The sequence below is a fragment of the Pseudomonas sp. HPB0071 genome (genome assembly GCF_000478505.2).
GTDB lineage: Bacteria > Pseudomonadota > Gammaproteobacteria > Pseudomonadales > Pseudomonadaceae > Chryseomonas > Chryseomonas luteola.
This window is the reverse complement of sequence record NZ_KI517367.1, coordinates 2,040,122-2,062,652: the sequence shown is the minus strand read 5'-3', so window position 1 is coordinate 2,062,652 and position 22,531 is coordinate 2,040,122. Positions and strand designations below refer to the sequence as shown.

23 protein-coding genes are annotated in these 22,531 nt (G+C 58.6%); 14 read left to right on the top strand and 9 right to left on the bottom strand.

Going from position 1 to position 22,531, the window contains the following annotated elements; all coding sequences use genetic code 11:
* Window positions 1-223 precede the first annotated feature (223 nt).
* Window positions 224-2,161: a RecQ family ATP-dependent DNA helicase gene (locus HMPREF1487_RS09715; RefSeq protein WP_037030638.1), complete on the bottom strand. Its 1,938-nt coding sequence runs from the start codon at window positions 2,159-2,161 to the stop codon at window positions 224-226.
* Window positions 2,162-2,539: 378 nt separating this feature from the next.
* On the opposite strand from HMPREF1487_RS09715, the gene xpt reads away from it, so the two are divergent.
* The 3 genes from xpt (at window position 2,540) to HMPREF1487_RS09700 (ending at window position 4,883) form a co-directional block, all read left to right on the top strand.
* The gene (gene xpt / locus HMPREF1487_RS09710; protein WP_010796462.1) at window positions 2,540-3,112 is read left to right on the top strand and encodes a xanthine phosphoribosyltransferase; all 573 of its coding nucleotides are present in this window, start codon (window positions 2,540-2,542) and stop codon (window positions 3,110-3,112) included.
* A 204-nt stretch (window positions 3,113-3,316) separates the two neighbouring features.
* Window positions 3,317-4,330 (top strand): SDR family oxidoreductase, encoded by a 1,014-nt coding sequence (locus HMPREF1487_RS09705; RefSeq protein ID WP_010796461.1) that lies wholly within the window; start codon window positions 3,317-3,319, stop codon window positions 4,328-4,330.
* A 154-nt stretch (window positions 4,331-4,484) separates the two neighbouring features.
* Complete coding sequence (locus HMPREF1487_RS09700; protein WP_010796460.1) at window positions 4,485-4,883, top strand: YkgJ family cysteine cluster protein; 399 nt, start codon at window positions 4,485-4,487, stop codon at window positions 4,881-4,883.
* 108 nt (window positions 4,884-4,991) lie between these two features.
* Here the strand turns inward: HMPREF1487_RS09700 and rpmG are convergent, their stop codons facing one another.
* Window positions 4,992-5,147 (bottom strand): 50S ribosomal protein L33, encoded by a 156-nt coding sequence (gene rpmG, locus HMPREF1487_RS09695; RefSeq protein ID WP_010796459.1) that lies wholly within the window; start codon window positions 5,145-5,147, stop codon window positions 4,992-4,994.
* 11 nt (window positions 5,148-5,158) lie between these two features.
* Window positions 5,159-5,395, bottom strand: a complete 237-nt coding sequence (gene rpmB / locus HMPREF1487_RS09690) for a 50S ribosomal protein L28 (protein WP_010796458.1) — start codon at window positions 5,393-5,395, stop codon at window positions 5,159-5,161.
* A gap of 350 nt (window positions 5,396-5,745) precedes the next feature.
* Between rpmB and HMPREF1487_RS09685 the strand changes: the two genes are divergently transcribed.
* Complete coding sequence (locus tag HMPREF1487_RS09685; RefSeq protein WP_010796457.1) at window positions 5,746-7,323, top strand: ABC transporter substrate-binding protein; 1,578 nt, start codon at window positions 5,746-5,748, stop codon at window positions 7,321-7,323.
* A gap of 50 nt (window positions 7,324-7,373) precedes the next feature.
* Here HMPREF1487_RS09685 and radC read toward each other — a convergent pair whose 3' ends face one another.
* The gene (gene radC, locus HMPREF1487_RS09680; RefSeq protein WP_010796456.1) at window positions 7,374-8,048 is read right to left on the bottom strand and encodes a RadC family protein; all 675 of its coding nucleotides are present in this window, start codon (window positions 8,046-8,048) and stop codon (window positions 7,374-7,376) included.
* 176 nt (window positions 8,049-8,224) lie between these two features.
* Between radC and coaBC the strand changes: the two genes are divergently transcribed.
* The 4 genes from coaBC (at window position 8,225) to argB (ending at window position 13,449) form a co-directional block, all read left to right on the top strand.
* Window positions 8,225-9,445: a bifunctional phosphopantothenoylcysteine decarboxylase/phosphopantothenate--cysteine ligase CoaBC gene (gene coaBC / locus HMPREF1487_RS09675; protein WP_010796455.1), complete on the top strand. Its 1,221-nt coding sequence runs from the start codon at window positions 8,225-8,227 to the stop codon at window positions 9,443-9,445.
* Window positions 9,438-9,893, top strand: coding sequence for a dUTP diphosphatase (dut, locus tag HMPREF1487_RS09670; RefSeq protein ID WP_010796454.1), 456 nt, complete (start codon window positions 9,438-9,440; stop codon window positions 9,891-9,893). The genes coaBC and dut overlap by 8 nt, the downstream gene beginning before the upstream one ends.
* A gap of 1,193 nt (window positions 9,894-11,086) precedes the next feature.
* Window positions 11,087-12,481: a phosphomannomutase/phosphoglucomutase gene (algC, locus tag HMPREF1487_RS27780; RefSeq protein WP_196122108.1), complete on the top strand. Its 1,395-nt coding sequence runs from the start codon at window positions 11,087-11,089 to the stop codon at window positions 12,479-12,481.
* A 65-nt stretch (window positions 12,482-12,546) separates the two neighbouring features.
* Complete coding sequence (gene argB / locus HMPREF1487_RS09660; RefSeq protein ID WP_010796452.1) at window positions 12,547-13,449, top strand: acetylglutamate kinase; 903 nt, start codon at window positions 12,547-12,549, stop codon at window positions 13,447-13,449.
* Between the two features lie 41 nt (window positions 13,450-13,490).
* Here the strand turns inward: argB and HMPREF1487_RS09655 are convergent, their stop codons facing one another.
* Window positions 13,491-14,090, bottom strand: a complete 600-nt coding sequence (locus HMPREF1487_RS09655; protein WP_371106364.1) for a DUF4124 domain-containing protein — start codon at window positions 14,088-14,090, stop codon at window positions 13,491-13,493.
* Between the two features lie 24 nt (window positions 14,091-14,114).
* Window positions 14,115-14,756 (bottom strand): orotate phosphoribosyltransferase, encoded by a 642-nt coding sequence (gene pyrE / locus HMPREF1487_RS09650; RefSeq protein WP_010796450.1) that lies wholly within the window; start codon window positions 14,754-14,756, stop codon window positions 14,115-14,117.
* An 82-nt stretch (window positions 14,757-14,838) separates the two neighbouring features.
* Here pyrE and HMPREF1487_RS09645 point away from each other — a divergent pair, with 82 nt between their 5' ends.
* Complete coding sequence (locus HMPREF1487_RS09645) at window positions 14,839-15,618, top strand: exodeoxyribonuclease III (RefSeq protein WP_037029885.1); 780 nt, start codon at window positions 14,839-14,841, stop codon at window positions 15,616-15,618.
* A 57-nt stretch (window positions 15,619-15,675) separates the two neighbouring features.
* Here the strand turns inward: HMPREF1487_RS09645 and HMPREF1487_RS09640 are convergent, their stop codons facing one another.
* Window positions 15,676-16,038, bottom strand: coding sequence for a DUF4870 domain-containing protein (locus tag HMPREF1487_RS09640; RefSeq protein ID WP_010796448.1), 363 nt, complete (start codon window positions 16,036-16,038; stop codon window positions 15,676-15,678).
* Between the two features lie 14 nt (window positions 16,039-16,052).
* Window positions 16,053-16,772, bottom strand: coding sequence for a ribonuclease PH (gene rph, locus HMPREF1487_RS09635; protein WP_010796447.1), 720 nt, complete (start codon window positions 16,770-16,772; stop codon window positions 16,053-16,055).
* Window positions 16,773-16,961: 189 nt separating this feature from the next.
* On the opposite strand from rph, the gene HMPREF1487_RS09630 reads away from it, so the two are divergent.
* The 5 genes from HMPREF1487_RS09630 (at window position 16,962) to HMPREF1487_RS09610 (ending at window position 21,455) form a co-directional block, all read left to right on the top strand.
* Entirely contained in the window at window positions 16,962-17,825 is an 864-nt protein-coding gene (locus tag HMPREF1487_RS09630; RefSeq protein WP_010796446.1) for a YicC/YloC family endoribonuclease, read from the top strand.
* A gap of 10 nt (window positions 17,826-17,835) precedes the next feature.
* Window positions 17,836-18,465: a guanylate kinase gene (gene gmk / locus HMPREF1487_RS09625; protein ID WP_010796445.1), complete on the top strand. Its 630-nt coding sequence runs from the start codon at window positions 17,836-17,838 to the stop codon at window positions 18,463-18,465.
* A gap of 86 nt (window positions 18,466-18,551) precedes the next feature.
* Window positions 18,552-18,824, top strand: a complete 273-nt coding sequence (rpoZ, locus tag HMPREF1487_RS09620) for a DNA-directed RNA polymerase subunit omega (RefSeq protein ID WP_010796444.1) — start codon at window positions 18,552-18,554, stop codon at window positions 18,822-18,824.
* 50 nt (window positions 18,825-18,874) lie between these two features.
* Window positions 18,875-20,989, top strand: coding sequence for a bifunctional GTP diphosphokinase/guanosine-3',5'-bis pyrophosphate 3'-pyrophosphohydrolase (gene spoT, locus HMPREF1487_RS09615; RefSeq protein WP_010796443.1), 2,115 nt, complete (start codon window positions 18,875-18,877; stop codon window positions 20,987-20,989).
* An 85-nt stretch (window positions 20,990-21,074) separates the two neighbouring features.
* The gene (locus HMPREF1487_RS09610) at window positions 21,075-21,455 is read left to right on the top strand and encodes a RidA family protein (RefSeq protein WP_010796442.1); all 381 of its coding nucleotides are present in this window, start codon (window positions 21,075-21,077) and stop codon (window positions 21,453-21,455) included.
* A gap of 39 nt (window positions 21,456-21,494) precedes the next feature.
* Here the strand turns inward: HMPREF1487_RS09610 and HMPREF1487_RS09605 are convergent, their stop codons facing one another.
* Window positions 21,495-22,349, bottom strand: coding sequence for an NAD-dependent epimerase/dehydratase family protein (locus tag HMPREF1487_RS09605; protein ID WP_010796441.1), 855 nt, complete (start codon window positions 22,347-22,349; stop codon window positions 21,495-21,497).
* Window positions 22,350-22,531 lie beyond the last annotated feature (182 nt).

The window sequence follows — 22,531 nt, the reverse complement described above, 5'->3', positions numbered from 1 at the left end:
ACAGGATGGATCACACCTGCATCAAGCTGCCCTGCACCACAGAGTGATGCCCATAGGCTGCCGGACTGCGTAAGCCGTTGATTCAGGCACACCCTATCGACTCTCACCCCGCTGGAGGGGCGTGACTAGCCTGGCAACGAGCCCTCAAGCCTCATGACAGGGCAGCCGTGGCACAGTTGCGTCTGTTATGGGCAGACGCAGTGATCTCATCACGGGCACGTCATCATTTGACGTTGAAGCCGGCCTGGGCCAGCCAGGCTCTTACTTCCGCATAGGGATAAGCCTCCAGCGCAGCAAAACCAGGCAAGCTTCTGGCTTTGAGTCGAGTGAAGGCGGGTGTGTTGAGGCCACATAGAAACCGTGTCATGGACTCAACACTGGGTACTTCTCCCCGGGAGGCCATATAGTGCTCCCGAAAGGCGCCACATAGCGTTTCAGGGTTTTGCCTATCCAAAGGCGGTAAGGCGGCCGGGGCTGGAAGGACTGCCACCGTGCCGCGGCAGACGGAACAATGCCCGCATTGCTCAGGCGCCTGCGTATCACCAAACCACTCAGCCAGACGGTGGCTCAGGCAACGGTCACTGGCGAATAGATCAAGCATGGCGTGGGTTCGTGCAACCTCGGCCTGCTCTTTTTCCTGGAAGTACCGATGCAACGTAGCGCCTAGTGTCTCGACGTCGATTGCAGCCTGTAAGCGACGATACACCTCGGTCATCTGCTTACTTTCCAGTTCAATCCAGCCTTGCTCGTGAAGCCACTCCAGCGCAGTGATTACCCGGCTACGTTCAGCGCGATACTCACGGTGCAACTGATCAAAATTGACCGTGCACCAGGTACGCGCCCGAACAGAGGTTTCGACAATAGCCTCAACAAATTGCCGACGCTCACCTTCAAATCGTTCAATCAAGGCTTCAGGTTCACGAAGGTATTTGAAACGATAATCAGCGAAATAACTGTATTGCGGCGCAATCAGGCCCTGAAGCTCCAGTTGCACGAGCAAAGTCTTGAGCGGCAACAGGCGAATGTCACTTTGATCGGACAGGCTGTTGAACTGCAGCACCCATTCGCCTTTCGGCGCCGCCTGCAAGTCCTCAAGAACGCTGCGGATACCACTCAGCTCCGGTGTGTCACCATAAACAAAATTTTCCAGCACATTCAAGGCATCGCGGTTAGCCAGTACCAGGCACTCGGAGCGCTCACCATCACGTCCGGCGCGACCGATTTCCTGGCTATAGCTCTCGATTGATTTGGGCAGGTCGTAGTGCACTACGTAACGGATATCGCGCTTGTCGATTCCCATGCCAAAAGCAATGGTGGCCACAATGCAGGTCAGTGTGCCGGCCATGAACTGCTGCTGAATGCTGTCGCGCCGTTCATGAGGCAGACCAGCGTGGTAAGCCCCGGCACGAATCCCGGCACGTACCAACTCATCCGCCAGCTGCTCGGCTGTTTTCTGCTGCGTGACATAAACAATGCTGGATTGACTGGTCCGTGGCGCAATCCAATCCAGCAAATAACGTCGTTTGTCCTCCCCGCTGACAGGTTCGACCTGCAGGTCCAGATTGGAGCGATAGAAGCCGGTCGTCACCACATCGTCATGAGCGATTCCAAAGCGGGCCTGCATGTCTGCAATAACCCGAGGCGTTGCCGTCGCAGTTAGCAGCAAGACCTGAGGGATCCTGAAATCACGTTGATAATCAGGGAGCTTAAGGTAGTCAGGACGAAAATTATGGCCCCATTCGGATAGGCAATGGGCTTCGTCGATTACCAACAGAGAGATAGGTACTTGGGCGATAAACTGGCGAAAGCGTTCATTCTTAAGCCGCTCTACCGAGATCATCAGAATCTTCAATTCACCGGAGCGGGCTCTGGCCATAGTGGCTTGGATATCTTCACGGCGCTGTGCCGAATCGATACTGGCAGCAGCGATCCCGCGGGCCTTCAGAAACGCAAGCTGGTCCTGCATCAGGGCCAGCAGAGGCGAAATGACCAGAGTGAGGTGTGGCAGAAGCAAGGCGGGCAATTGATAGCACAGCGACTTACCCGAGCCGGTTGGAAAGATAGCAGCAGCCGAACGGCTAGCCATGACGGTACGAACTACCTGACCCTGACCAGGGCGAAAAGAGGTATAGCCGAACACATCGGCCAGAGTTTGCTCGATCACAGCGTTTCCAGAAAATTGGTGTAATCGCTAAAGAGTGAGCAAGCCGGTGCTGTCATGCAAGAAGTCTTTAGGCCATCGAAGCGGTACGCGCCTTTTCGATAAAGTGGTTGTATCACGCTGGCGTTCAACATGGGCGGTGTGCTGTAAACAATCCATGCACAGAGTCAATTCAGAGGTGATCTGCAGGCGTAATAACGCCAAAAAACGATGAGATGAAACAAAATTACTGCTGTTTTTTATTAGTGGTATGTCGATACGTCTTAATATCCGGCAAAATTGTCTTTTCCCCTTAAACGATTTCGATCAGCAGCGCCTCTTACCAAGGCGTTGACAGTATTTTTTTACCGTCTCTGATCGCCTTTGAAGGACACCTGTGTGGACACCCTTAAAAGCAAGATCCAGGCTGAAGGCCAAGTTCTTTCCGACCAAGTACTGAAAGTCGATGCCTTTCTAAACCATCAGATCGATCCGAGCCTGATGGGTGAAATTGGCGACGAGTTTGCCCGCCGGTTCGCCGATGCAGGCGTGACCAAGATCGTTACGATCGAGGCCTCTGGCATCGCGCCCGCCATCATGACTGGTCTGAAGATGGGTGTGCCGGTGATTTTCGCTCGCAAGCATCAGTCCCTGACGCTTACCGACAACCTGCTGACCTCCACGGTCTACTCGTTCACCAAGCGTGTCGAGAGCACCATCGCGATCTCCATGACGCATCTGTCCAGCGACGACCACGTCCTGATCATTGATGACTTCCTGGCCAACGGTAAGGCGGCCCAGGCACTGATCTCCATCATCCAGCAGGCTGGCGCCAGCATCGCCGGACTGGGCATCGTGATCGAGAAGTCCTTCCAGGTCGGCCGTCAGGAGCTTGAGAAACAAGGGTATCGTGTCGAGTCCCTGGCTCGAGTGAAATCGCTGGAAGGCGGACAGGTCACGTTCGTCGAGTAATCCTGGCCTCGATAGCGACGCGCGAAGCCGTTAGCACGAAAACAGCCGTCTTTTGCCATAAACGGTTGCGATCCTTCACGATTGATCGACAGTCGGTTCCCGGAAACAAGGAACCTCGCTGAATGCCTGACCTTCTACTGATGTGAATGCCCGACACAGCCAGCGGTTGTGCTCGGTTTCTTTTCCTCACAGAAAGGAGGACACATGAACGTCAGGCTTAAACCGCTCAACGAGCAAGTGATCGTTATTACCGGTGCCTCCAGTGGTATCGGTCTTGCGACGGCCCGAATGGCTGCGCAGCAGGGTGCCCGTCTGGTTCTGACGGCACGCAATGAAGAAGCGCTGCAGGAGATCGAGCGCAGCCTTGGAGGCGGCGATACGGTAGTGACGGTTGTTGCCGATGTTGGCCAGCGTGACGAGCTGCAGAAGGTGGCCGATAAGGCACTGGAGCGCTTTGGTGGCTTCGATACGTGGATCAATAACGCGGCGACCTCCGTCTGGGGCACGGTTGAGGAGGTCAGCGACGAGGACTGCCGCCAACTGTTCGAGACCAATTTCTGGGGTACCGTATATGGCTCAAAAATCGCGGCGGCCCACCTGCGTGAGCGTGGCGGTTCGATCATTAACATCGGTAGCCTCGAGTCCGCCGCACCGCTTCCCTACCACTCCATGTACAGCGCCAGCAAACACGCTATCAAGGCGATGACGGATGTATTGCGGGTCGAACTGCGCAAGGAGAAGGCACCTGTATCGGTGACGCTGATCCGCCCAGCCTCCATCGACACGCTGTTCAACGACCACGCCAAGAACTACCTGTCCAGTGCGCCTGTGCTTCCCCCACCCATCTATACCCCGGAAACCGTCGCCAGAGCCATCCTGAAGGCAGCCGTCCACCCGCAACGCGATGTGTTTGTCGGCAGCCCCGCCAAGACCATGACCAAGATCGCTCAAAACTTCCCGCAGCTGTATGACCTCATCAGCGAGAAGCTCCTGGCTAATGTCATTCCCAGCGGACGCTCCGACAATAACCGTGAGGGCGAGATGTATTCGGCCGATTACACCCCAGGCAATTACGGTCAGGCCAGCGGCCGCAATCCCGGCCCCAAGATGCAGCACAGCCTGTACACCCAGGCCTCCCAGCATCCGATTGCCAGCACAGCCCTGGCTGTGCTGGGCGGTCTCGTCATTGGTGCGCTGGTAAAAGGACGCCGACACTGAGGCTGCCTACCCTGCCTGCCGCTTAACACCGCGAAGGCAGGGCTTTCACCCCGCGATAAAAGCGACGGATCGCCGTATGTGATCGATCAATCGGCGAGCAAGCGCTCGTCAGGCCCGGTATGATCCGCGCCCCGCTTCTCCTGCTGATTGATCCATGAAAAAACCGCAACTGGTCGCCGCGGCCGAACTCGACCGTCTTGATACCTGGGCCAAATACTACAAAGGGCTGTGCCGTGATTGCATGGCTACCTGCTGCACGCTTCCCGTAGAGGTCCGCATCAAGGACCTGATACGGATTGGTGTAGTGGATGAGTTCGAAGCGGGCGAGCCGCCCAAGAACGTCGCCAAGCGCCTCATGAAGGAAGGCATTGTCGAACGCTTCAACCAGAAAAGCGGCATCTTTACCCTGACCCGCCTGGCCAATAACGACTGCCTCTATCTGGATCGCAAGAGCCGCCTGTGCACCATCTACGACAAGCGCCCCGATACGTGCCGCAACCACCCGCAGATTGGGCCGCGTCCAGGCTACTGCGCCTACAAGCCCAAGGGCTAAGGCTTCAGCACACCATTTTTCGATATCAAAAAGCAAAAAACCCAGCGGTTAGGCTGGGTTTTTTGTGTGCCGTGATTCCGCCGAAGCGGTCACGAAAGACAGGATCAATTACTTGATCTTGGCTTCCTTGTACATCACGTGCTTACGCACAACCGGATCGAACTTTTTGATTTCGATCTTTTCGGGCTTGGTGCGCTTGTTCTTGTCGGTGGTGTAGAAGTGACCGGTACCGGCACTGGACACCAAACGGATCAATTCACGCATGATGAAGCTCCTTAGAATTTTTCGCCGCGAGTGCGCAGCTCGGACAGTACGGTATCAATACCGCGCTTGTCGATGATACGCATGCCCTTGGCAGAAACGCGCAGACGCACGAAACGCTTCTCGGACTCAACCCAGAAACGATGGTAGTGCAGATTCGGCAGGAAACGACGACGGGTTTTGTTGTTAGCGTGGGAAACATTGTTCCCAGTAACCGGACCCTTACCGGTCACTTGACAGACTCTAGACATGCCTCAGCCCTCATAAACCACATGCCAAACCCGGCATGGGTTGGCCGCTTGAATCGTTTGAAAATTCCGTTTAGTCGGGGCGGTGTCGGCTTTTCTGCAACACTCACAGAGCCATGCCCCGAAAAAAGAGCGCTGTTTTATACCAGAAGAGCCTTGATGTATCAAGGACATAACCTATTGGGCCGACCAGGTGAGACCCGCATGGATACTGCGCTGCAGAGGGGCTTCCCAAAACAATTCGACCATTCGTCGTGAAATTGAATTGAGATGAACGGTGCAGTGGTCTAGCGTAGACCCTTGGCACCATGAGCTCCATGGACGACCACCTACCTCTTCAGAAGGAGCACCCCATGCGCTTTGCCGCTTTGCCACTGCTGTTCGCGCCGCTGCTGGCCCAGGCCGCCACATTGAGCGTCTGTACCGAAGCAAGCCCTGACGGCTTTGATGTGGTGCAGTATAACTCGCTGACCACGACGAATGCTTCAGCAGATGTGTTAATGAACCGACTGGTGGAGTTCGATCCGACGCGTGGAGAGCTGGTCCCGAGCCTTGCCGAGCGGTGGCAGGTCTCCCAGGACGGTCTAACCTATGATTTCACGCTGCGCCCGGATGTGAAATTTCACCAGACCGACTACTTCAAGCCCAGTCGGGACCTCAATGCAGACGATGTGGTGTTCAGCTTCGAGCGCATGCTCGACCCCAAGCATCCCTGGCATGGGGTCGCCAAGGGTGGCTATCCTCATGCGCAATCCATGCAGTGGCCTGACCTGATCAAGTCAGTGGAAAAGGTTGGCGACCATCAGGTGCGTATCGTCCTGAACCGTCCGGATGCGACATTCCTGCCCACGTTGAGTATGGGGTTCGCCTCGATCTATTCCGCCGAGTACGCCGATCAGCTGCTCAAGGCAGGCAAGCCCGAACAGCTCAACAGCGAGCCCATCGGCACCGGCCCGTTTGTGTTTAACCGCTTTCAAAAAGATGCAGCCATCCGTTACGAGGCCAATGCCAATTATTTTGGCGGCAAGCCCAAGGTCGATAACCTGATCTATGCCATCACGCCCGATGCCGCTGTGCGCATGCAGCGTCTCAAGCGTGGCGAGTGCCAGGTTGCACTTTCCCCCAAACCACAGGATGTCACCGATGCTCAGAAGGATTCGACCCTGAAGGTTGTCCAGACGCCAGCATTCATGACTGCCTTCGTAGGAATCAATACCCAGCATGCTCCCCTTGATAATCCCAAGGTCCGGCAGGCCATCAACCTGGCGTTCGACAAGAAAAACTATGTGAAGGCTGTATTTGAAAACAGCGCAACCCCGGCTGACGGTATCTACCCCCCCACTACCTGGGGCTATGCCAAGGACATCACGCCGTATGCCTACGATCCGGAAAAAGCCAAGGCGCTACTGGCCGATGCAGGGCAGAAAGAGGGTTTCAGTACCACCATCTGGACGCGCCCCAGCGGCAGCCTGTTGAACCCCAATCCCAGCCTGGGCGCCCAGATGCTGCAGGCGGACCTGGCCAAGATTGGCGTCAAAGCAGACATCCGCGTGATTGAATGGGGTGAGCTGATCCGCCGCGCCAAGAATGGCGAGCACGACCTCCTGTTCATGGGTTGGGCAGGCGATAACGGCGACCCGGATAACTACCTGACACCGCAGTTCTCCTGTGCTTCGGTCAAATCCGGCCTTAACTTCGCCCGTTATTGCGATCAGACGCTCGACACGGCCATACGCGAGGGCAAGGCAGTATCCAATCAGGCGGAACGCACCAAGCGTTATCACACGGCTCAGCAGATCATTCACGATCAGGCCCTATGGCTACCGCTGGCTCATCCCACCGTCTCGGTTCTGACCCGTCAGGGTGTTGAGGGTTATCAGGCCAACCCCTTCGGTCGCCAGGACTTCTCCAAGGCCAGCGTCAGACGATGAGGCGAGGGCGGCAGGCTTGCGTCATGCAATAGCCTGTCGCCTCAATACTTTTACAGCCAACCATATTCAGCCATGGACAACGGCTCGCCTTCGCCCACGATGAAGTGATCGAGCACCCGCACATCGATCAGCGAAAGCGCTTCCTTGAGCCGCTGGGTGAGAATGCGATCCGACTGGCTGGGTTCCGCGATGCCGGAAGGGTGGTTATGGGTGAGGATCAGGGCTGCCGCGTTATGGGCCAGGGCGCGCTTGACGACTTGTCGTGGGTAGACGCTAGCGCCATCGATGGTGCCGTGAAACAGCGCTTCGAACGCCAGAACACGGTGTTTGGCGTCCAGGAACAGGCAGCCGAAGATCTCATGGGGCTCATGACGCAGGCGGGCCTTCAGGTAGTCCTTGACGGCTTGCGGACTCTCCAGCGCGGAATCACGCCGCAGACGCTCTGCCAAGTGGCGGCGGCCCATTTCCAGAACGGCCTGCAGCTGGGTGAACTTGGCCGGCCCCAGTCCCAAATGCGCGCTGAACGAGGGCAGATCAGCCTCCAGAAGCGCCCGCAGGCTGCCGAATTCCTGCAACAGGTGGCGCGCCAGGTCTACCGCGCTCTTTCCGGTCACACCGGTACGCAGAAAGATAGCCAGCAGCTCGGCATCGGTCAGGGCAGCCGCGCCCTGCTCCAGCAACTTCTCACGGGGCCGCTCGTTGGCGGGCCAGTCGCGAATACTCATCGAACGCTCCTTGTCGATATCGGCCCGCTACTCCATGGCGGGCGCTGTGCTATCTTAGCCGCACTTTTTGCCTGGCGAACGGCTTATCGACCGCCGTTCGTACAGACGCGATATCCGTCATAAAAAGCTCCTGTAACCGGCCTCCGGGCCAGTCAGGCTCAACATAAGGCAGGCTCATGCAACGGCTTTATCGTAAACGCATCGTGCTTGGCGTCGGCGGCGGAATCGCCGCATACAAGAGTGCCGAGCTGGTGCGTCGCTTGCGCACCTGTGGCGCGGAAGTCCGGGTCGTCATGACTCAGGGCGGCCGTGAATTCATCACTCCCCTGACCCTTCAGGCCCTATCGGGCCACCCGGTGCATCTTGATCTGCTCGATCCGGCAGCCGAAGCGGCGATGGGACATATCGAGCTGGCCCGCTGGGCGGACCTCGTCCTGATCGCGCCGGCTACAGCCGACCTGATGGCCCGCCTGAGCCAGGGCATCGCCAATGACCTGCTGACCACGGTCGTGCTGGCGACCGATGCACCCGTGGCGCTGGCTCCAGCCATGAACCAGGCCATGTGGCGGGACCCGGCGACCCTGGCCAACACCGAACTGCTGAAAAGCCGTGGCTTCAAGCTCTTCGGCCCCGCCTCAGGCAGCCAGGCCTGCGGAGATGTGGGCATGGGTCGCATGCTCGAACCGGATGATCTGGCGCAACTTGCCGCTGACTGTTTCGCCCGGCAGAGCCTGACGGGTCAGCACATGCTGATCACTGCAGGCCCCACGCAGGAAAACATCGACCCGGTGCGCTACATCACCAATCACAGCTCTGGGAAAATGGGCTTTGCCCTGGCCGAGGCGGCCGTGGAAGCAGGGGCTCGCGTCACCCTGGTGACGGGCCCCGTCCACCTGCCGACGCCTGATCGCGTCAGCCGTGTGGATGTCGTCAGTGCCCGCGACATGCTGGCCGCCTGTGAGGCGGCCATGCCATGTGATGTGTTGATCGCCGCAGCCGCCGTGGCTGACTTTCGCCCAGAAGTCGTCGCGCCACACAAGCTCAAGAAAGATCCCGCCAGCGGCGAGGGCATGCTGCTTCAGATGGTGCGCAACCCAGATATCCTGGCCACCCTGGCGCGCCGCCCGGATCGGCCGTTCAGCGTAGGTTTTGCCGCCGAGACGGAGCACCTGCTCGACTACGCCTCGCGCAAGCTGGTGGACAAGAATCTCGACCTCATCGTCGCCAACGACGTAGCCAACCCGGCCATTGGCTTCAACAGCGAAGACAATGCCGTCAGCGTCATTGACCGCGACCTGCACGAAACCCGCTTCGCCCAGACCAGCAAGGGCAAGATCGCCCGCCAGCTGATCGACTTTATCGCCAACCGACTCAGACAAACACAGACTCATGCATAGCCTTCAAGCCAAGATTCTCGATCCCCGCCTCGGTACTGATTTTCCGTTGCCAGCCTACGCAACGTCCGGCTCTGCCGGGCTCGATCTGCGCGCCATGCTCAAGGACGACATAACCCTGGAGCCGGGCCAGACGGTTCTGATTCCAACCGGCCTGTCCATCTACATTGCCGATCCGGGCCTGGCGGCTCTTGTTCTGCCGCGCTCGGGCCTGGGCCATAAGCACGGCATCGTGCTGGGCAATCTGGTTGGTCTGATCGACTCGGACTATCAGGGCGAACTGATGGTCTCATGCTGGAACCGTGGTCAAACCACTTTCACCATTACTGTGGGTGAACGCATCGCCCAGCTCATGCTGGTACCGGTCGTTCAGGCGCATTTCAAACTGGTGGACGAGTTCGAGCAAACCGAGCGAGGCGCAGGTGGTTTCGGACACTCCGGTACCCGCTGACCGCCGAGCCTGCCTCCCAGGGACAGAAACGAGGTGCTGCATTGAAAAACACCAAGCGCAAGGCCACGCCCAAAGGCCCCGCTCAAGAAAAGAACAAGAACGTCTCTCTGCTACCCAGTCTTCTACCTGCCCTGGCGGGCTCCCTCCTGGGACTGGGCCTGCTGTGGGGTCTCGCCATCGAGCCGCTGCAGCGGGACTCCCAGACACAATTGACCCAGGCCTGGGGACAAGGGCAGGCCGCCGCTGTGAGCCAGGCGCTGAGCCAGCTGGAAAATCGCGCCCGCATGACTGCTGCCGAGCCCATGGTGGTCCAGGCACTGACCCAGTCCAACGAGGACTTGCGCTCATCAGCTGAGCAGATTCTTCAGCACGGCGGCCTGATCGATGCCCATCTGGTTCGTCAGAACAGCAGCCAGCCCAACGAGACAAGGCCGGGGCCCTTGAACTTCGCCGCTCTGGATCTGGCACGTCGTGTCAGCTCAGGGCAGCCTGCCGGATCAGAAGCCTACCGGGTCGGCCAGAAATGGCTGGTCTATACCGCAGCCCCCGTTACTGCAAGCGACAGCCGGGTCGTTGGCACCGTCCTGCTGGTACAGGACCTGCGCGTCCTGCTAAGCGGCCTGACAGGCATGCCCATCGAGGCGGGCCACTGGCAGCTGACCCAGCGCTTCAACCAGGCTGCGCCTCAACGGTTGGCAGAGGGCGGCATACCGGTCACTGCCGATACGCATACCTTCAAGACCAATAACCCTCTCTGGACGCTGGAAGTAATACCGGCCACCTCGTTCAGTGCTGGCTGGCCGTTATGGACGTTGCCAGCGGCGCTCATCCTGTCGCTGGCCGGGGCCGGGGCCGGGCTTTTGCTGCTGCGCAGGCACCTGCAACGGCGTCTCGTTGACGATGTGTGCAGTCTCTCCCGTTTTCATCAGGAACTTGTTAGCGGTCTTGTGGCCCAACGGCCTGTTTTGCGGTTCTCACAACTCGAACCCCTGACACAGGCACTGGTCGGGCCACCGCCGAAATCCACCGAAGCAGCCGCTTCGGTCACGGCGCCTGTAGAGGCGACCGTAACGGCATTGGCCAAGCAAGGCAGCGCGTCGTATACAGACCCGATGTTTCCAAGCAGTGACGACATACTTGATATCGATATCCTCGACGAAGACCAGGATCTCCTGGGATTGGAGAAACCCCTAATGAGCAACACCGTTCAAGCCCCGAAACTCAATACCAGCATTTTCCGCGCCTACGACATCCGTGGCGTAGTGGGCGACTCCCTGACGCCGGAAACCGCGTACTGGATCGGTCGCGCCATCGGCTCCGAAAGTCTGGCCCGTAACGAGCCCAACGTGGCCGTAGGCCGTGATGGCCGCTTGTCCGGCCCGGAACTGGTCGAGCAGCTGATCAAGGGGATCGCTGATACCGGCGCAACCGTCAGCGACATCGGCATGGTGCCCACACCCGTTCTGTACTACGCAGCCAACGTTCTGGCTGGCAAGTCCGGTGTGATGCTCACAGGTAGCCACAATCCGCCGGATTACAACGGTTTCAAAATCGTGATCGCCGGCGAGACCCTGGCCAACGAAAGCATTCAGCGCCTACGCGAGCGCATCGAGACCGGCGACGTTGCAACCGGTCAGGGTACCGTTGAAAAGATCAACGTACTGGATCGCTATTTCGACCAGATCAAGAACGACATCGTCCTGGCCAAGAAGCTGAAAGTCGTGGTCGACTGCGGCAACGGTGTGGCCGGTGTGGTTGCACCCCAGCTGATCGAAGCCCTGGGCTGCACGGTTATTCCGCTGTTCTGCGACGTTGACGGCAACTTCCCGAATCACCATCCGGATCCGGGCAAGCCCGAGAACCTGGAAGACCTGATCGCCAAGGTCAAGGAAACCGGCGCCGACCTGGGTCTGGCCTTTGATGGCGACGGCGACCGCGTAGGCGTCGTGACCAACGAAGGCAACATTATCTATCCAGACCAGCTGCTGATGCTGTTCGCCAAGGATGTGGTATCCCGCAACCCGGGCGCCGATATCATCTTTGACGTCAAGTGCACCCGCCGCCTGAACAACCTCATCGCCGGCTACGGCGGTCGTCCGATCATGTGGAAGACCGGTCACTCCCTCATCAAGAAGAAGATGAAGGAAACCGGCGCGCTGCTGGCGGGCGAGATGAGCGGTCATGTGTTCTTCAAAGAGCGCTGGTATGGCTTTGACGATGGCATCTACAGCGCCGTGCGTCTGCTCGAGATCCTGAGCCAGGAGAAGGGCACCGCCCAGCAAGTATTTGATACCTTCCCGGTGGATATCTCTACACCCGAGATCAATATCCAGGTGACCGAAGAAGGCAAGTTCGGCATCATCGATGCCCTGCAGCGCGATGCCAAGTGGGGTGACGCACAGATCACCACACTGGACGGCGTGCGTGTCGACTATCAAGAAGGCTGGGGTCTGGTCCGTGCGTCCAACACCACGCCGGTACTGGTGCTGCGCTTCGAGGCTGAAACCCAAGAAGAGCTGGACCGTATCAAGGATGTCTTCCGCAAGCAGCTGCTTGCCGTTCAGCCTGACCTGAACCTGCCGTTCTAACATTCGAACCGCAGAATAAAGGGCGCCCAGGCGCCCTTTATTTTTATCGACCTGAGGAGTACGCCATGACCCTGAGCCGCGATGATGCCTCGCATGTCGCCCAAGTGCTTTCCGAAGCGCTGCCCTATATTCGCCGTTTCGTCGGCAAGACGCTGGTAATCAAGTACGGCGGCAACGCCATGGAAAGCGATGAGCTCAAGGCCGGCTTCGCCCGAGACATCGTGTTGATGAAGGCCGTGGGGATCAACCCGGTCGTGGTTCATGGTGGCGGCCCCCAGATCGGTGATCTGCTCAAGCGCCTGAGCATCGAAAGTAATTTCATCGACGGCATGCGCGTCACCGACAGTCAGACCATGGACGTCGTGGAAATGGTGCTGGGCGGTCAGGTGAACAAGGACATCGTCAACCTGATCAACCGTCATGGCGGTCGTGCCATTGGCCTGACCGGCAAAGATGCCAACCTGATTCGAGCGACCAAGCTCACTGTCAGCCGTCAGACACCGGAAATGACCAAGCCGGAAATCATCGATATCGGTCAGGTCGGAGAGGTCAGCGGTGTAAACACCGAACTTTTGAACATGCTGGTATCAGGCGATTTCATTCCCGTCATTGCACCCATTGGTGTGGGCGCAAACGGGGAGTCCTACAACATCAACGCGGACCTGGTGGCAGGGAAGGTAGCCGAAGCCCTCAAGGCTGAAAAGTTGATGCTTCTCACAAATATCGCCGGTTTGATGGACAAAGAAGGGCAGGTTCTGACCGGATTGACCACTGAGCAGGTAAACGGCCTGATTGCCGACGGCACCATTTACGGGGGCATGCTGCCCAAGATTCGCTGTGCTCTGGAAGCGGTGCAGGGTGGGGTACAAAGCGCCCACATTATTGATGGCCGCGTCCCTAATGCTGTACTGCTGGAGATCTTCACCGATATCGGTGTGGGCACATTGATTACCAATCAGCAGCTGTAAGCCTAAAAACGGGGCTCAGGCCCCGTTTTCAGTGGAATCGCTTACTCATCCAGAAGCTGTACGATCCGGGCGCGATCCGCATTGAAGTTGGCCTCTGCCGTCTGGCGATCCTTGATATACCGGTCCAGCTCGCTCTGCAGGCGATGCTCTTCCCCCTTGAGCGCCTCGATCCGCTGAAGCAGATCGTCCGGCACAGCCTGACCACCACGCTGATAACTGGCCGCCTGGCTCATGAGCGTGTCGCGCTGCTGGTTGAGCGCCTGAAGATTCCCGCGCTTGACGGCCGCCAAGCCGTCCAGCTCGTTCAGTTTACGCACCTTGGCGCGATCGACATCCGCCACACTGCTGTACAGCCTGAGGAGATTTGCGTCCGCCTGGGCCTGCTGTTTGGCTGCCGCCCGTCGGAGAATTTCTTCAGCAGGCGGGGCAGGGGGCACGACCTTCATGACGCGCCCCTGCTCGTTGAGAATATCGTATCCCTTGCCTGCATATTCGGCCGGCACGCCCTGCCGATCGATCACGGTCACACCGTTGCGATCCACATAGCGATACAGCTGGATGGGGGTGGACTCAGCAGCCAGAACACTACTTGTCAGTAAAATCAGGGCGCTCCCAAGCACCGCCTTTTTTCTTCTCGCCACCGCCATCTCGCCTCATGCGTCAGTTCAGATACCGTAATTCGCGCGGTAGGCTTCAACAGCCGGCAGATGCTGCTTCAGCTCAGTGTCACCGGCCAGATACTCCAGTACCTGATCCAGGGCCACGATACTGACGACCGGCATTCCAAAGTCCCGCTCGACCTCTTGAATGGCCGACAGCTCGCCTTTACCACGCTCCTGGCGATTCAATGCAATCAATACGCCAGCAGGCGTGGCACCTTGTGCCTGAATGATCTGCATGACCTCGCGGATTGCAGTACCGGCCGTGATGACATCGTCGATAATCAGGACGCGACCCGCCAGCGGAGCCCCCACCAACATGCCGCCTTCACCGTGATCCTTGGCCTCTTTTCGGTTGAAGCACCAAGGCAGGTCACGACCATGTTCTTCGGCCAGCGCAACGGCTGTAGAGGCAGCCAGCGGAATCCCTTTATAGGCCGGACCGAACAATACGTCGAAATTAAGGCCTGAGTCTGTGACCGCAGCGGCGTAGAAACGTCCTAGCTGAGCCAAGGCGTTTCCGCTGTTGAACAAACCGGCATTGAAGAAATACGGACTAACACGTCCGGACTTCAATGTGAATTCACCGAAGCGCAGAACTCCGCGCTCGATAGCAAAACGAATGAAATTGCGTTGATACGCCTGCATTACGAAAATCCCGGGCGGCATGAATTTAGCTAAAGCGTTTGAGCTCGGGTATCATACATCCACGATTTTTTGGGGGCCATTTATGCGGATCATTAGTATGAACGTGAATGGTATTCAGGCTGCCGTTGAGCGAGGGTTGCTCAATTGGCTTCAAGGCCAGAATGCCGACGTGATCTGCTTGCAGGACACCCGCGCCTCCGCCTTCGATCTGGAAGATCCTGCCTACCAACTGGATGGCTACTTCCTCTATGCCTGCGACGCCGAGGTACCCAGCCAGGGCGGTGTTGCGCTGTATAGCAAGCTCCAGCCCAAAGCGGTCATCAGCGGCCTGGGTTTTGAGACTGCAGATCGTTACGGACGCTACCTGCAAGCTGATTTTGACAAGGTGAGTATTGCCACACTGCTTTTGCCTTCCGGCATGGGCGGTGATGATGAACTGAACCACAAGTTCAAGTTCATGGACGACTTCACCAATTACCTGAACAAGCAGCGCCGCAAGCGCCGCGAGTACATCTATTGCGGTTCGCTCTACGTCGCACATCAGAAGATCGATGTGAAAAACTGGCGCGAATGCCAGCAGATGCCGGGCTTCCTGGCACCTGAGCGGGCCTGGATGGACGAAGTGATCGGCAATATGGGCTATGTGGATGCCCTGCGCGAGATCAGCCGTGATGGCGACCAGTTCAGCTGGTGGCCGGACAGTGAGCAGGCCGAGCACCTGAACCTTGGCTGGCGCTTCGACTATCAGATCCTGACACCGGGTCTGCGCCGTTTCGTGCGTTCGGCACGCCTGCCTCGGCAGCCGCGCTTCTCACAGCATGCTCCGCTGATGATCGATTACGATTGGGCGCTCAGCATCTGAGAGTTGTTGGTAATAAATAAAAAACCGGCCCAGGGCCGGTTTTTTATTGTCTGACGCTCAGTCCACCGGTCGCCAGCAGAAGGGATACCGGTAAGGGCGGCCCTTGTTGGCCTTGAGGCCCGCGATAACGGTCAGCACAAAGGCCCACACGCCTACGAGAACCATCAGAGGAAAACCGATCAGTACCCAGGCGAGCAGCCAGCAGAGCAGGGTGGCCACCGTGATGGTGAGCTGGAAGTTGAGTGCTTCCTTGCCCTGATCATCAATGAATGGATCAGCTTCCCGCTTGAACTGCCACACGACGAGCGGTCCGATGACATTGCCGATCATGGGCGCCACGAACCACAGAAACGCCGAATAATGGCAGAGCATGGCCCAACGGCGTGCATCTGCACTGGGGACTTGCTGTAGTTCGTTCATACGCCCTCGTCAGGTCATTCGGCCAAGGCGGCCTTTTGTATCTCGAACAGATCCTTGATGCCTTTCTGAGCCAGCGCCAGCATGGCGTTGAACTCTTCAGGTTGGAAGGGTGCACCTTCCGCCGTGCCCTGGACTTCGATGAAGCCGCCAGCATCGGTCATGATCACGTTTAGATCGGTCTCGGCAGTGGAATCTTCAAGATAGTCCAGATCCAGCACCGGTGCGCCCTGGTAGATACCCACAGAGACGGCTGCAACCATCTGCTTGAGCGGGTTGCCCTTGAGCCCGCTACGCTTCTTGAGCGCCGCCAGCGCATCGACCAGCGCCACACAGGCTCCGGTCACAGAGGCCGTACGGGTACCGCCATCGGCCTGGATCACGTCGCAGTCGATGTACAGGGTGTTCTCGCCCAGCTTGGTCAGATCTACCGCCGCACGCAGCGAGCGGCCGATCAGGCGCTGGATTTCCAGGGTACGGCCACCCTGCTTGCCACGGGAGGCTTCACGCTGGGTACGTTCGCCGGTCGCACGTGGCAGCATGCCGTATTCGGCCGTCAGCCAACCTTGACCCTTGCCCTTCAGGAAGCGTGGCACTCCGGCCTCGACGCTGACCGTGCAGATCACTTTGGTGTCACCGAACTCCACCAGAACCGAACCTTCGGCATGCTTGGTGTAGTGACGGGTGATGCGGATCTCGCGTAACTGGTCGGCAGCGCGACCACTCGGACGATTCATGTAGGGATACCTGTTGCAGGAGAAAACTGGTCGTCATTATAGGCCCCATAGAGGATCATGCGACATCACTACGTTGGGCCCACCGTCAGGCTGGGGTAGACTTACCTCTTTTTTGCGGACCGCTCTGCAGCGAAAACGCTTCCGTGATCGTTGCCGGGTATTCCCGCACTGCTTAAGCGAGGACATTCCATGGTGCATAGCATGACGGCCTTCGCCCGCGTTGAACGCGCGGGTGTGTACGGTACGCTGAGCTGGGAGTTGCGCTCGGTCAATCATCGCTATCTGGAGCCGCACCTGCGTTTGCCTGAAGCGTTTCGTGACCTTGAAGGCAGTGTCCGCGAGGCACTGCGCCAGGGCCTGTCACGTGGCAAGGTGGAATGCACCCTGCGTTTCAGCGAAGAGAATGCCGCACCCAGCCTACAGATTGATGAACAGCGCGCCGGTCAGCTGATTGCAGCAGCCGAACGCCTGGCGTCGATGATCCAACAGCCCGCCCTGATCGATCCGATGACCGTCCTGAGCTGGCCGGGTGTACTGATTTCCCAGAGCGCCGACCCACAGGCCCTGAATGCCGAGGCAAAAGCCCTGTTTGCAGCCGCACTGGATGAACTCAAGGCCGGCCGCAACCGTGAGGGAGCGGAGCTGGCCCGCCTGATCGAGGAGCGCCTGCAGGCCATTCTGGTCGAAGTGGCCGCGCTTCGTGAGCTGATTCCCGAGATGCTCGCCGCCCAGCGCCAGAAGATTCTCGACCGCTTTGCCGAGCTAAGCCTTGAGGCCGATCCACAGCGGCTCGAACAGGAGCTGGTCATGCTGGCCCAGAAAAGCGACGTGGCAGAAGAGCTGGACCGTCTGACGACGCACGTAGGCGAGGTGAGCCGTGTGCTCAAGGCTGGAGGCGCCGCCGGCCGTCGCCTGGACTTCCTCATGCAGGAACTCAACCGCGAAGCCAACACCCTAGGCTCAAAAGCCTTTGACCCGCGCTCCACCCAGGCGGCGGTCAACCTCAAAGTATTGATAGAACAAATGCGCGAACAAGTGCAGAACATCGAATAGGCCATTCACTATGACAGCCCTCCCTGGCACCCTTTACATCGTTTCGGCGCCTTCGGGTGCAGGCAAGACCAGCCTGGTCAAGGCCCTGCTCGATGCCCTGCCTGAAGTCCGTGTATCCGTCTCCCACACCACACGCGCCATGCGCCCGGGCGAGGTTGATGGGGTCAACTATCACTTCGTGGATGTCTCGACCTTCCAGGGCCTGCTGGAGCATGGCGATTTCCTGGAGCACGCCGAAGTGTTCGGCAATTATTACGGCACGTCCCAGCGCCAGCTGGAGCAGACCCTCGCCGAAGGTCACGACCTGATCCTCGAGATCGATTGGCAGGGTGCCCAACAGGTGCGTCGCAAGATGCCTCATGCTCAGTCCATCTTTATCCTGCCGCCCAGCCAGGAAGCCCTGCGCCAGCGACTGAACAACCGCGGGCAGGATAGCCATGAGGTGATCGAGCGACGCATGCACGAAGCGGTCAGCGAGATGAGCCACTATGTCGAATATGACTACCTGATCATCAATGATGACTTCGCCTCGGCACTGGAAGATCTGAAGTCCGTCTTCCGAGCCAGGCAACTGCGTCTGGACCGCCAGCAACGCCGACACAACGAATTGCTCGAAAAGCTCCTGATCCAGCGGTCATGAGCCAAACGGCACTTCCCTTAGCACTGCCGATTTTTTAGACTACACAGTCCTCCCGCTTCGGGATCACATTACCACCGAGGAACACCATGGCCCGCGTCACCGTTGAAGACTGCCTGGATAACGTCGATAACCGTTTCGAACTGGTCATGCTCGCCACCAAGCGCTCGCGTCAGCTCGCAACCGGCGGCAAAGAGCCCAAAGTACCGTGGGATAATGACAAGCCGACCGTAGTGGCCCTGCGTGAAATCGCTGAAGGCCTGGTCGATGACGAAGTGGTTCGTCAGGAAGATATCGTTGAAGAAGAGCCGCTGTTCGCTGCTTTCGAAGAAAACAACGAGGCCGATAGCGAGGCGCTGTAAGATGCCGGACCGACGAGCCGTTACGTGGGCCGGCAGGAGATAAGCCATCTATGCCAGCCATAGACACGTTCTCCGAACGGCTCGCGTCCTATTTGGGCCCTGATCAGGTCAACCTGGTCCGCCGCGCCTATTACTACGCCGAGCAAGCTCACGATGGGCAGCGCCGCCGCAGCGGTGAGCCCTACGTGACCCACCCGCTTGCGGTCGCCAATATCCTGGCCGATATGCACATGGACCATCAGAGCCTGATGGCCGCCATGCTGCACGACGTCATCGAGGATACCGGCATTGCCAAAGAGGCGCTCACGGCGCAGTTCGGCGAAACCGTGGCCGAGCTGGTGGACGGGGTCAGCAAACTGACCCAGATGCAATTCGAGACCAAAGCCGAAGCCCAGGCGGAAAACTTTCAGAAAATGGCCATGGCCATGGCGCGTGACATTCGCGTCATTCTGGTCAAGCTGGCCGACCGGCTGCACAACATGCGTACCCTTGATGCCATGCCGCCGGACAAGAGCCGTCGCATCGCCAAGGAAACCCTGGAAATCTACGCGCCGATCGCCAACCGGCTGGGCATGCACAATATGTATGCCGAGTTCGAGGATCTGGGTTTTCGGGCCATGCATCCCATGCGCGCCGAGCGTATCCGGCGTGCAGTCAAGGCCGCCCGGGGCAATCGCCGCGAGATCGTCAGCAAGATCCAGGAGTCGCTGACCAGCTGTCTGCAGCGTGAAGGGCTTCCGGGCGAGGTGATCGGTCGCGAAAAGCACCTCTACAGCATCTACCAGAAGATGCGGGGCAAGCGTAAGTCGTTCAATGAAATCATGGACGTCTATGCCTTCCGCCTTATCGTCGACAAGGTCGACACCTGCTACCGCGTCCTGGGCGCGGTGCACAGCCTGTACAAGCCGATTCCGGGCCGCTTCAAGGATTACATCGCCATTCCCAAGGCCAACGGGTACCAATCCCTGCATACGACCCTGTTCGGCATGCATGGCGTACCGATTGAAATCCAGATTCGCACCCGCGAAATGGAAGACATGGCTAACAACGGCATTGCAGCGCACTGGCTCTATAAGTCAGGTGAAGAGGAGCCAAAGGGCTCCCACGCCCGTGCTCGCCAGTGGGTAAAGGGCATCCTTGAACTCCAGCAGCGCGCCGGCAACTCCCTTGAATTCATCGAGAACGTGAAGATCGACCTGTTCCCGGACGAGGTCTACGTCTTCACGCCAAAAGGCCGGATCATGGAGCTGCCCAAGGGCTCCACGCCGGTCGACTTTGCTTATGCGGTACACACCGATGTGGGCAACAGCTGCATTGCCTGCCGCATCAACCGCCGTCTGGCACCGCTGTCACAGCCGCTCAACAGTGGCGAGACGGTAGAGATCATTACTGCACCTGGCACACGGCCTAATCCGGCCTGGCTGAATTTTGTCGTGACCGGCAAAGCGCGGACGAATATCCGCCATGCACTCAAGCAGCAGCGCCGATCCGAATCGATCAGCCTGGGCGAGCGTCTGCTCAACAAGGCGCTGGCCAACTTCAATACCCAGCTCTCCAGGATTTCCCTGCCGCGTATCCTGCCGGTCTTGGCGGAATACAAGGTAGTGGTACTCGAAGACCTGCTGGAAGAGATCGGCCTGGGCAACCAGATGGCCTACGTGGTCGCCCGTCGCCTGGTATCGGCCGATGCCGAAAGCCAGGAAGATAAGGCGCAGACCGAAGGCCCGCTCGCGATTCGGGGTACCGAAGGGCTGGTCCTCAGCTATGCCAAGTGCTGTACGCCGATTCCAGGCGACCCGATCGTTGGGCACCTGTCGGCGGGCAAGGGCATGGTCGTCCACCTGGACACCTGCAAGAACATCGCCGAGATTCGTCAGAATCCCGAGAAATGCATCCCGCTCACCTGGGCAAAGGATGTGGTTGGCGAATTCAATGTGGAGCTACGCGTTCAACTGGAGCATCAGCGCGGCCTGATCGCCATGCTGGCGACCAGCGTAACGGCAGTAGATGCCAACGTTGAAAAGATCAGCATGAACGAGCGCGACGGCCGCATCAGCGTGGTTCAGCTGGTGGTCAGCGTGCATGACCGTGTACACCTGGCTCGGGTCATTCGAAAACTGCGTACGCTTTCCGGCGTCGCCAGCATCACACGCGTTCGCAGTTAACGAGCCTTTCCACCTGTCCCTGATGCCTGCTAGCCTGTCGGTTCTATCGACAGGCTTTTTGTCATCTGGATAAAGGAGCGACTCCATGAGCAAGACCGTGATCCATACCGAGAATGCACCGGCCGCCATCGGCACCTACTCCCAGGCGATCAAGGTCGGGAATACGGTTTACCTGTCCGGGCAGATCCCGCTGGATCCCAAGACCATGGAGCTGGTAGAAGGCTTCGAGGCGCAGACCGTACAGGTATTCGAGAACCTGAAAGCCGTTGCGGAAGCCGCGGGCGGTTCGCTGGCTGATATCGCCAAGCTGAACATCTTCCTGACTGACCTCAGCCACTTTGCCAAGGTGAACGAGATCATGGGTCGTTACTTCCAGCAGCCCTATCCGGCGCGTGCCGCCATTGGCGTAGCAGCGCTGCCCAAGGGTGCCCAGGTTGAAATGGACGGTATCCTGGTTCTGGAATAAGCACGACAGGGCGCAGCCCCACGGCTGCGCCTGCTTGTCCTAGGCATTCAGGATAGCGGAATAGCCTTCGCGAAAGTTGGGGTATTGCGGCGTCCATCCTAATTCACGGGCGCGCGTATTGCGGCAGCGCTTGCTACCGGCCCGGCGTACGGCAGATTCCTCCGCCCAATGGGTAACGCCCAGTTGCTCACGCAACCACATGACGACATCGTGGAGCGGAGCGGGCTCATCATCCACCCCCAGGTAAACAGACTCCAGCGCAACGCCCTGTTGATCCGCGCTCAACAGATGAGCGAGCAGCGCGGCAGCATCGTCAACGTGAATACGGTTGCCATACAGCGGTGGCTCACTGGCGACGCGATACCCCTGGCGAACCTGATTGAGTAGCCATTCGCGGCCAGGGCCATAAATACCGCTCAAGCGTACAGCTGTAGCAGGCAGGCCGCTTGCCTGTGCCACCTGCTCGGCCTCCAGCAGGATCTTTCCAGAATAACCTTCGGGCTCGGTCGCTGAGGTCTCGTCCACCCACTCGCCGTTTTTCTGCCCGTATACGCCAGAGCTGGAAATAAAGACCAGCCGACGCGGCGTTTGCTGGTGCTGTTCAAGCCACGCCAGCACATGCTGAAGGCCCTCGACATAGGCAGTACGGTAACCGGCTTCATCGTGCTGGGTCGCCGCTGCGGCGTATACGACGTAATCCAGCGGCCCGGTCGGCCATTGCGCTGGCGCCTCCGCAGCTGTCAGATCGCCTGCGACCGGTAGAATAACGCTGGGCAGCTGTTCCACCGAGCGGCGCAGCCCATGCACCGTCCAGCCAGCTGCCTGCAGGCGTACACCCAGGCGGCTGCCAACGTCGCCACAGCCGGCAATCAGAACACGAGGAGAGACGGACATAGGAATACCTGCATCAATAGCGATCGAATGGAGTAGCTTGCCGAGTCACGTTTTAAGCCTCAAGCATTGCAACACAGCTTGGTTCAAAAAAGAGCAGCCGTTATGCTTGCAGGTGATAGTATTTGTTAATTGGTCATTAGCTGACCCGTCTGGCGAACGACTCGGAACGGACGACCTTCAAG

Bases quoted from the DNA above. Each gene is read 5' to 3' on its own strand.
- HMPREF1487_RS09705 (WP_010796461.1), top strand. From the start codon at position 3,317: ATGAACGTCAGGCTTAAACCGCTCAACGAGCAAGTGATCGTTATTACC.
- HMPREF1487_RS09700 (WP_010796460.1), top strand. From the start codon at position 4,485: ATGAAAAAACCGCAACTGGTCGCCGCGGCCGAACTCGACCGTCTTGAT.
- rpmG (WP_010796459.1), bottom strand. From the start codon at position 5,147: ATGCGTGAATTGATCCGTTTGGTGTCCAGTGCCGGTACCGGTCACTTC.
- rpmB (WP_010796458.1), bottom strand. From the start codon at position 5,395: ATGTCTAGAGTCTGTCAAGTGACCGGTAAGGGTCCGGTTACTGGGAAC.
- HMPREF1487_RS09685 (WP_010796457.1), top strand. From the start codon at position 5,746: ATGCGCTTTGCCGCTTTGCCACTGCTGTTCGCGCCGCTGCTGGCCCAG.
- radC (WP_010796456.1), bottom strand. From the start codon at position 8,048: ATGAGTATTCGCGACTGGCCCGCCAACGAGCGGCCCCGTGAGAAGTTG.
- coaBC (WP_010796455.1), top strand. From the start codon at position 8,225: ATGCAACGGCTTTATCGTAAACGCATCGTGCTTGGCGTCGGCGGCGGA.
- dut (WP_010796454.1), top strand. From the start codon at position 9,438: ATGCATAGCCTTCAAGCCAAGATTCTCGATCCCCGCCTCGGTACTGAT.
- algC (WP_196122108.1), top strand. From the start codon at position 11,087: ATGAGCAACACCGTTCAAGCCCCGAAACTCAATACCAGCATTTTCCGC.
- argB (WP_010796452.1), top strand. From the start codon at position 12,547: ATGACCCTGAGCCGCGATGATGCCTCGCATGTCGCCCAAGTGCTTTCC.
- pyrE (WP_010796450.1), bottom strand. From the start codon at position 14,756: ATGCAGGCGTATCAACGCAATTTCATTCGTTTTGCTATCGAGCGCGGA.
- HMPREF1487_RS09645 (WP_037029885.1), top strand. From the start codon at position 14,839: ATGCGGATCATTAGTATGAACGTGAATGGTATTCAGGCTGCCGTTGAG.
- HMPREF1487_RS09640 (WP_010796448.1), bottom strand. From the start codon at position 16,038: ATGAACGAACTACAGCAAGTCCCCAGTGCAGATGCACGCCGTTGGGCC.
- rph (WP_010796447.1), bottom strand. From the start codon at position 16,772: ATGAATCGTCCGAGTGGTCGCGCTGCCGACCAGTTACGCGAGATCCGC.
- HMPREF1487_RS09630 (WP_010796446.1), top strand. From the start codon at position 16,962: ATGGTGCATAGCATGACGGCCTTCGCCCGCGTTGAACGCGCGGGTGTG.
- gmk (WP_010796445.1), top strand. From the start codon at position 17,836: ATGACAGCCCTCCCTGGCACCCTTTACATCGTTTCGGCGCCTTCGGGT.
- rpoZ (WP_010796444.1), top strand. From the start codon at position 18,552: ATGGCCCGCGTCACCGTTGAAGACTGCCTGGATAACGTCGATAACCGT.
- spoT (WP_010796443.1), top strand. From the start codon at position 18,875: ATGCCAGCCATAGACACGTTCTCCGAACGGCTCGCGTCCTATTTGGGC.
- HMPREF1487_RS09610 (WP_010796442.1), top strand. From the start codon at position 21,075: ATGAGCAAGACCGTGATCCATACCGAGAATGCACCGGCCGCCATCGGC.
- HMPREF1487_RS09605 (WP_010796441.1), bottom strand. From the start codon at position 22,349: ATGTCCGTCTCTCCTCGTGTTCTGATTGCCGGCTGTGGCGACGTTGGC.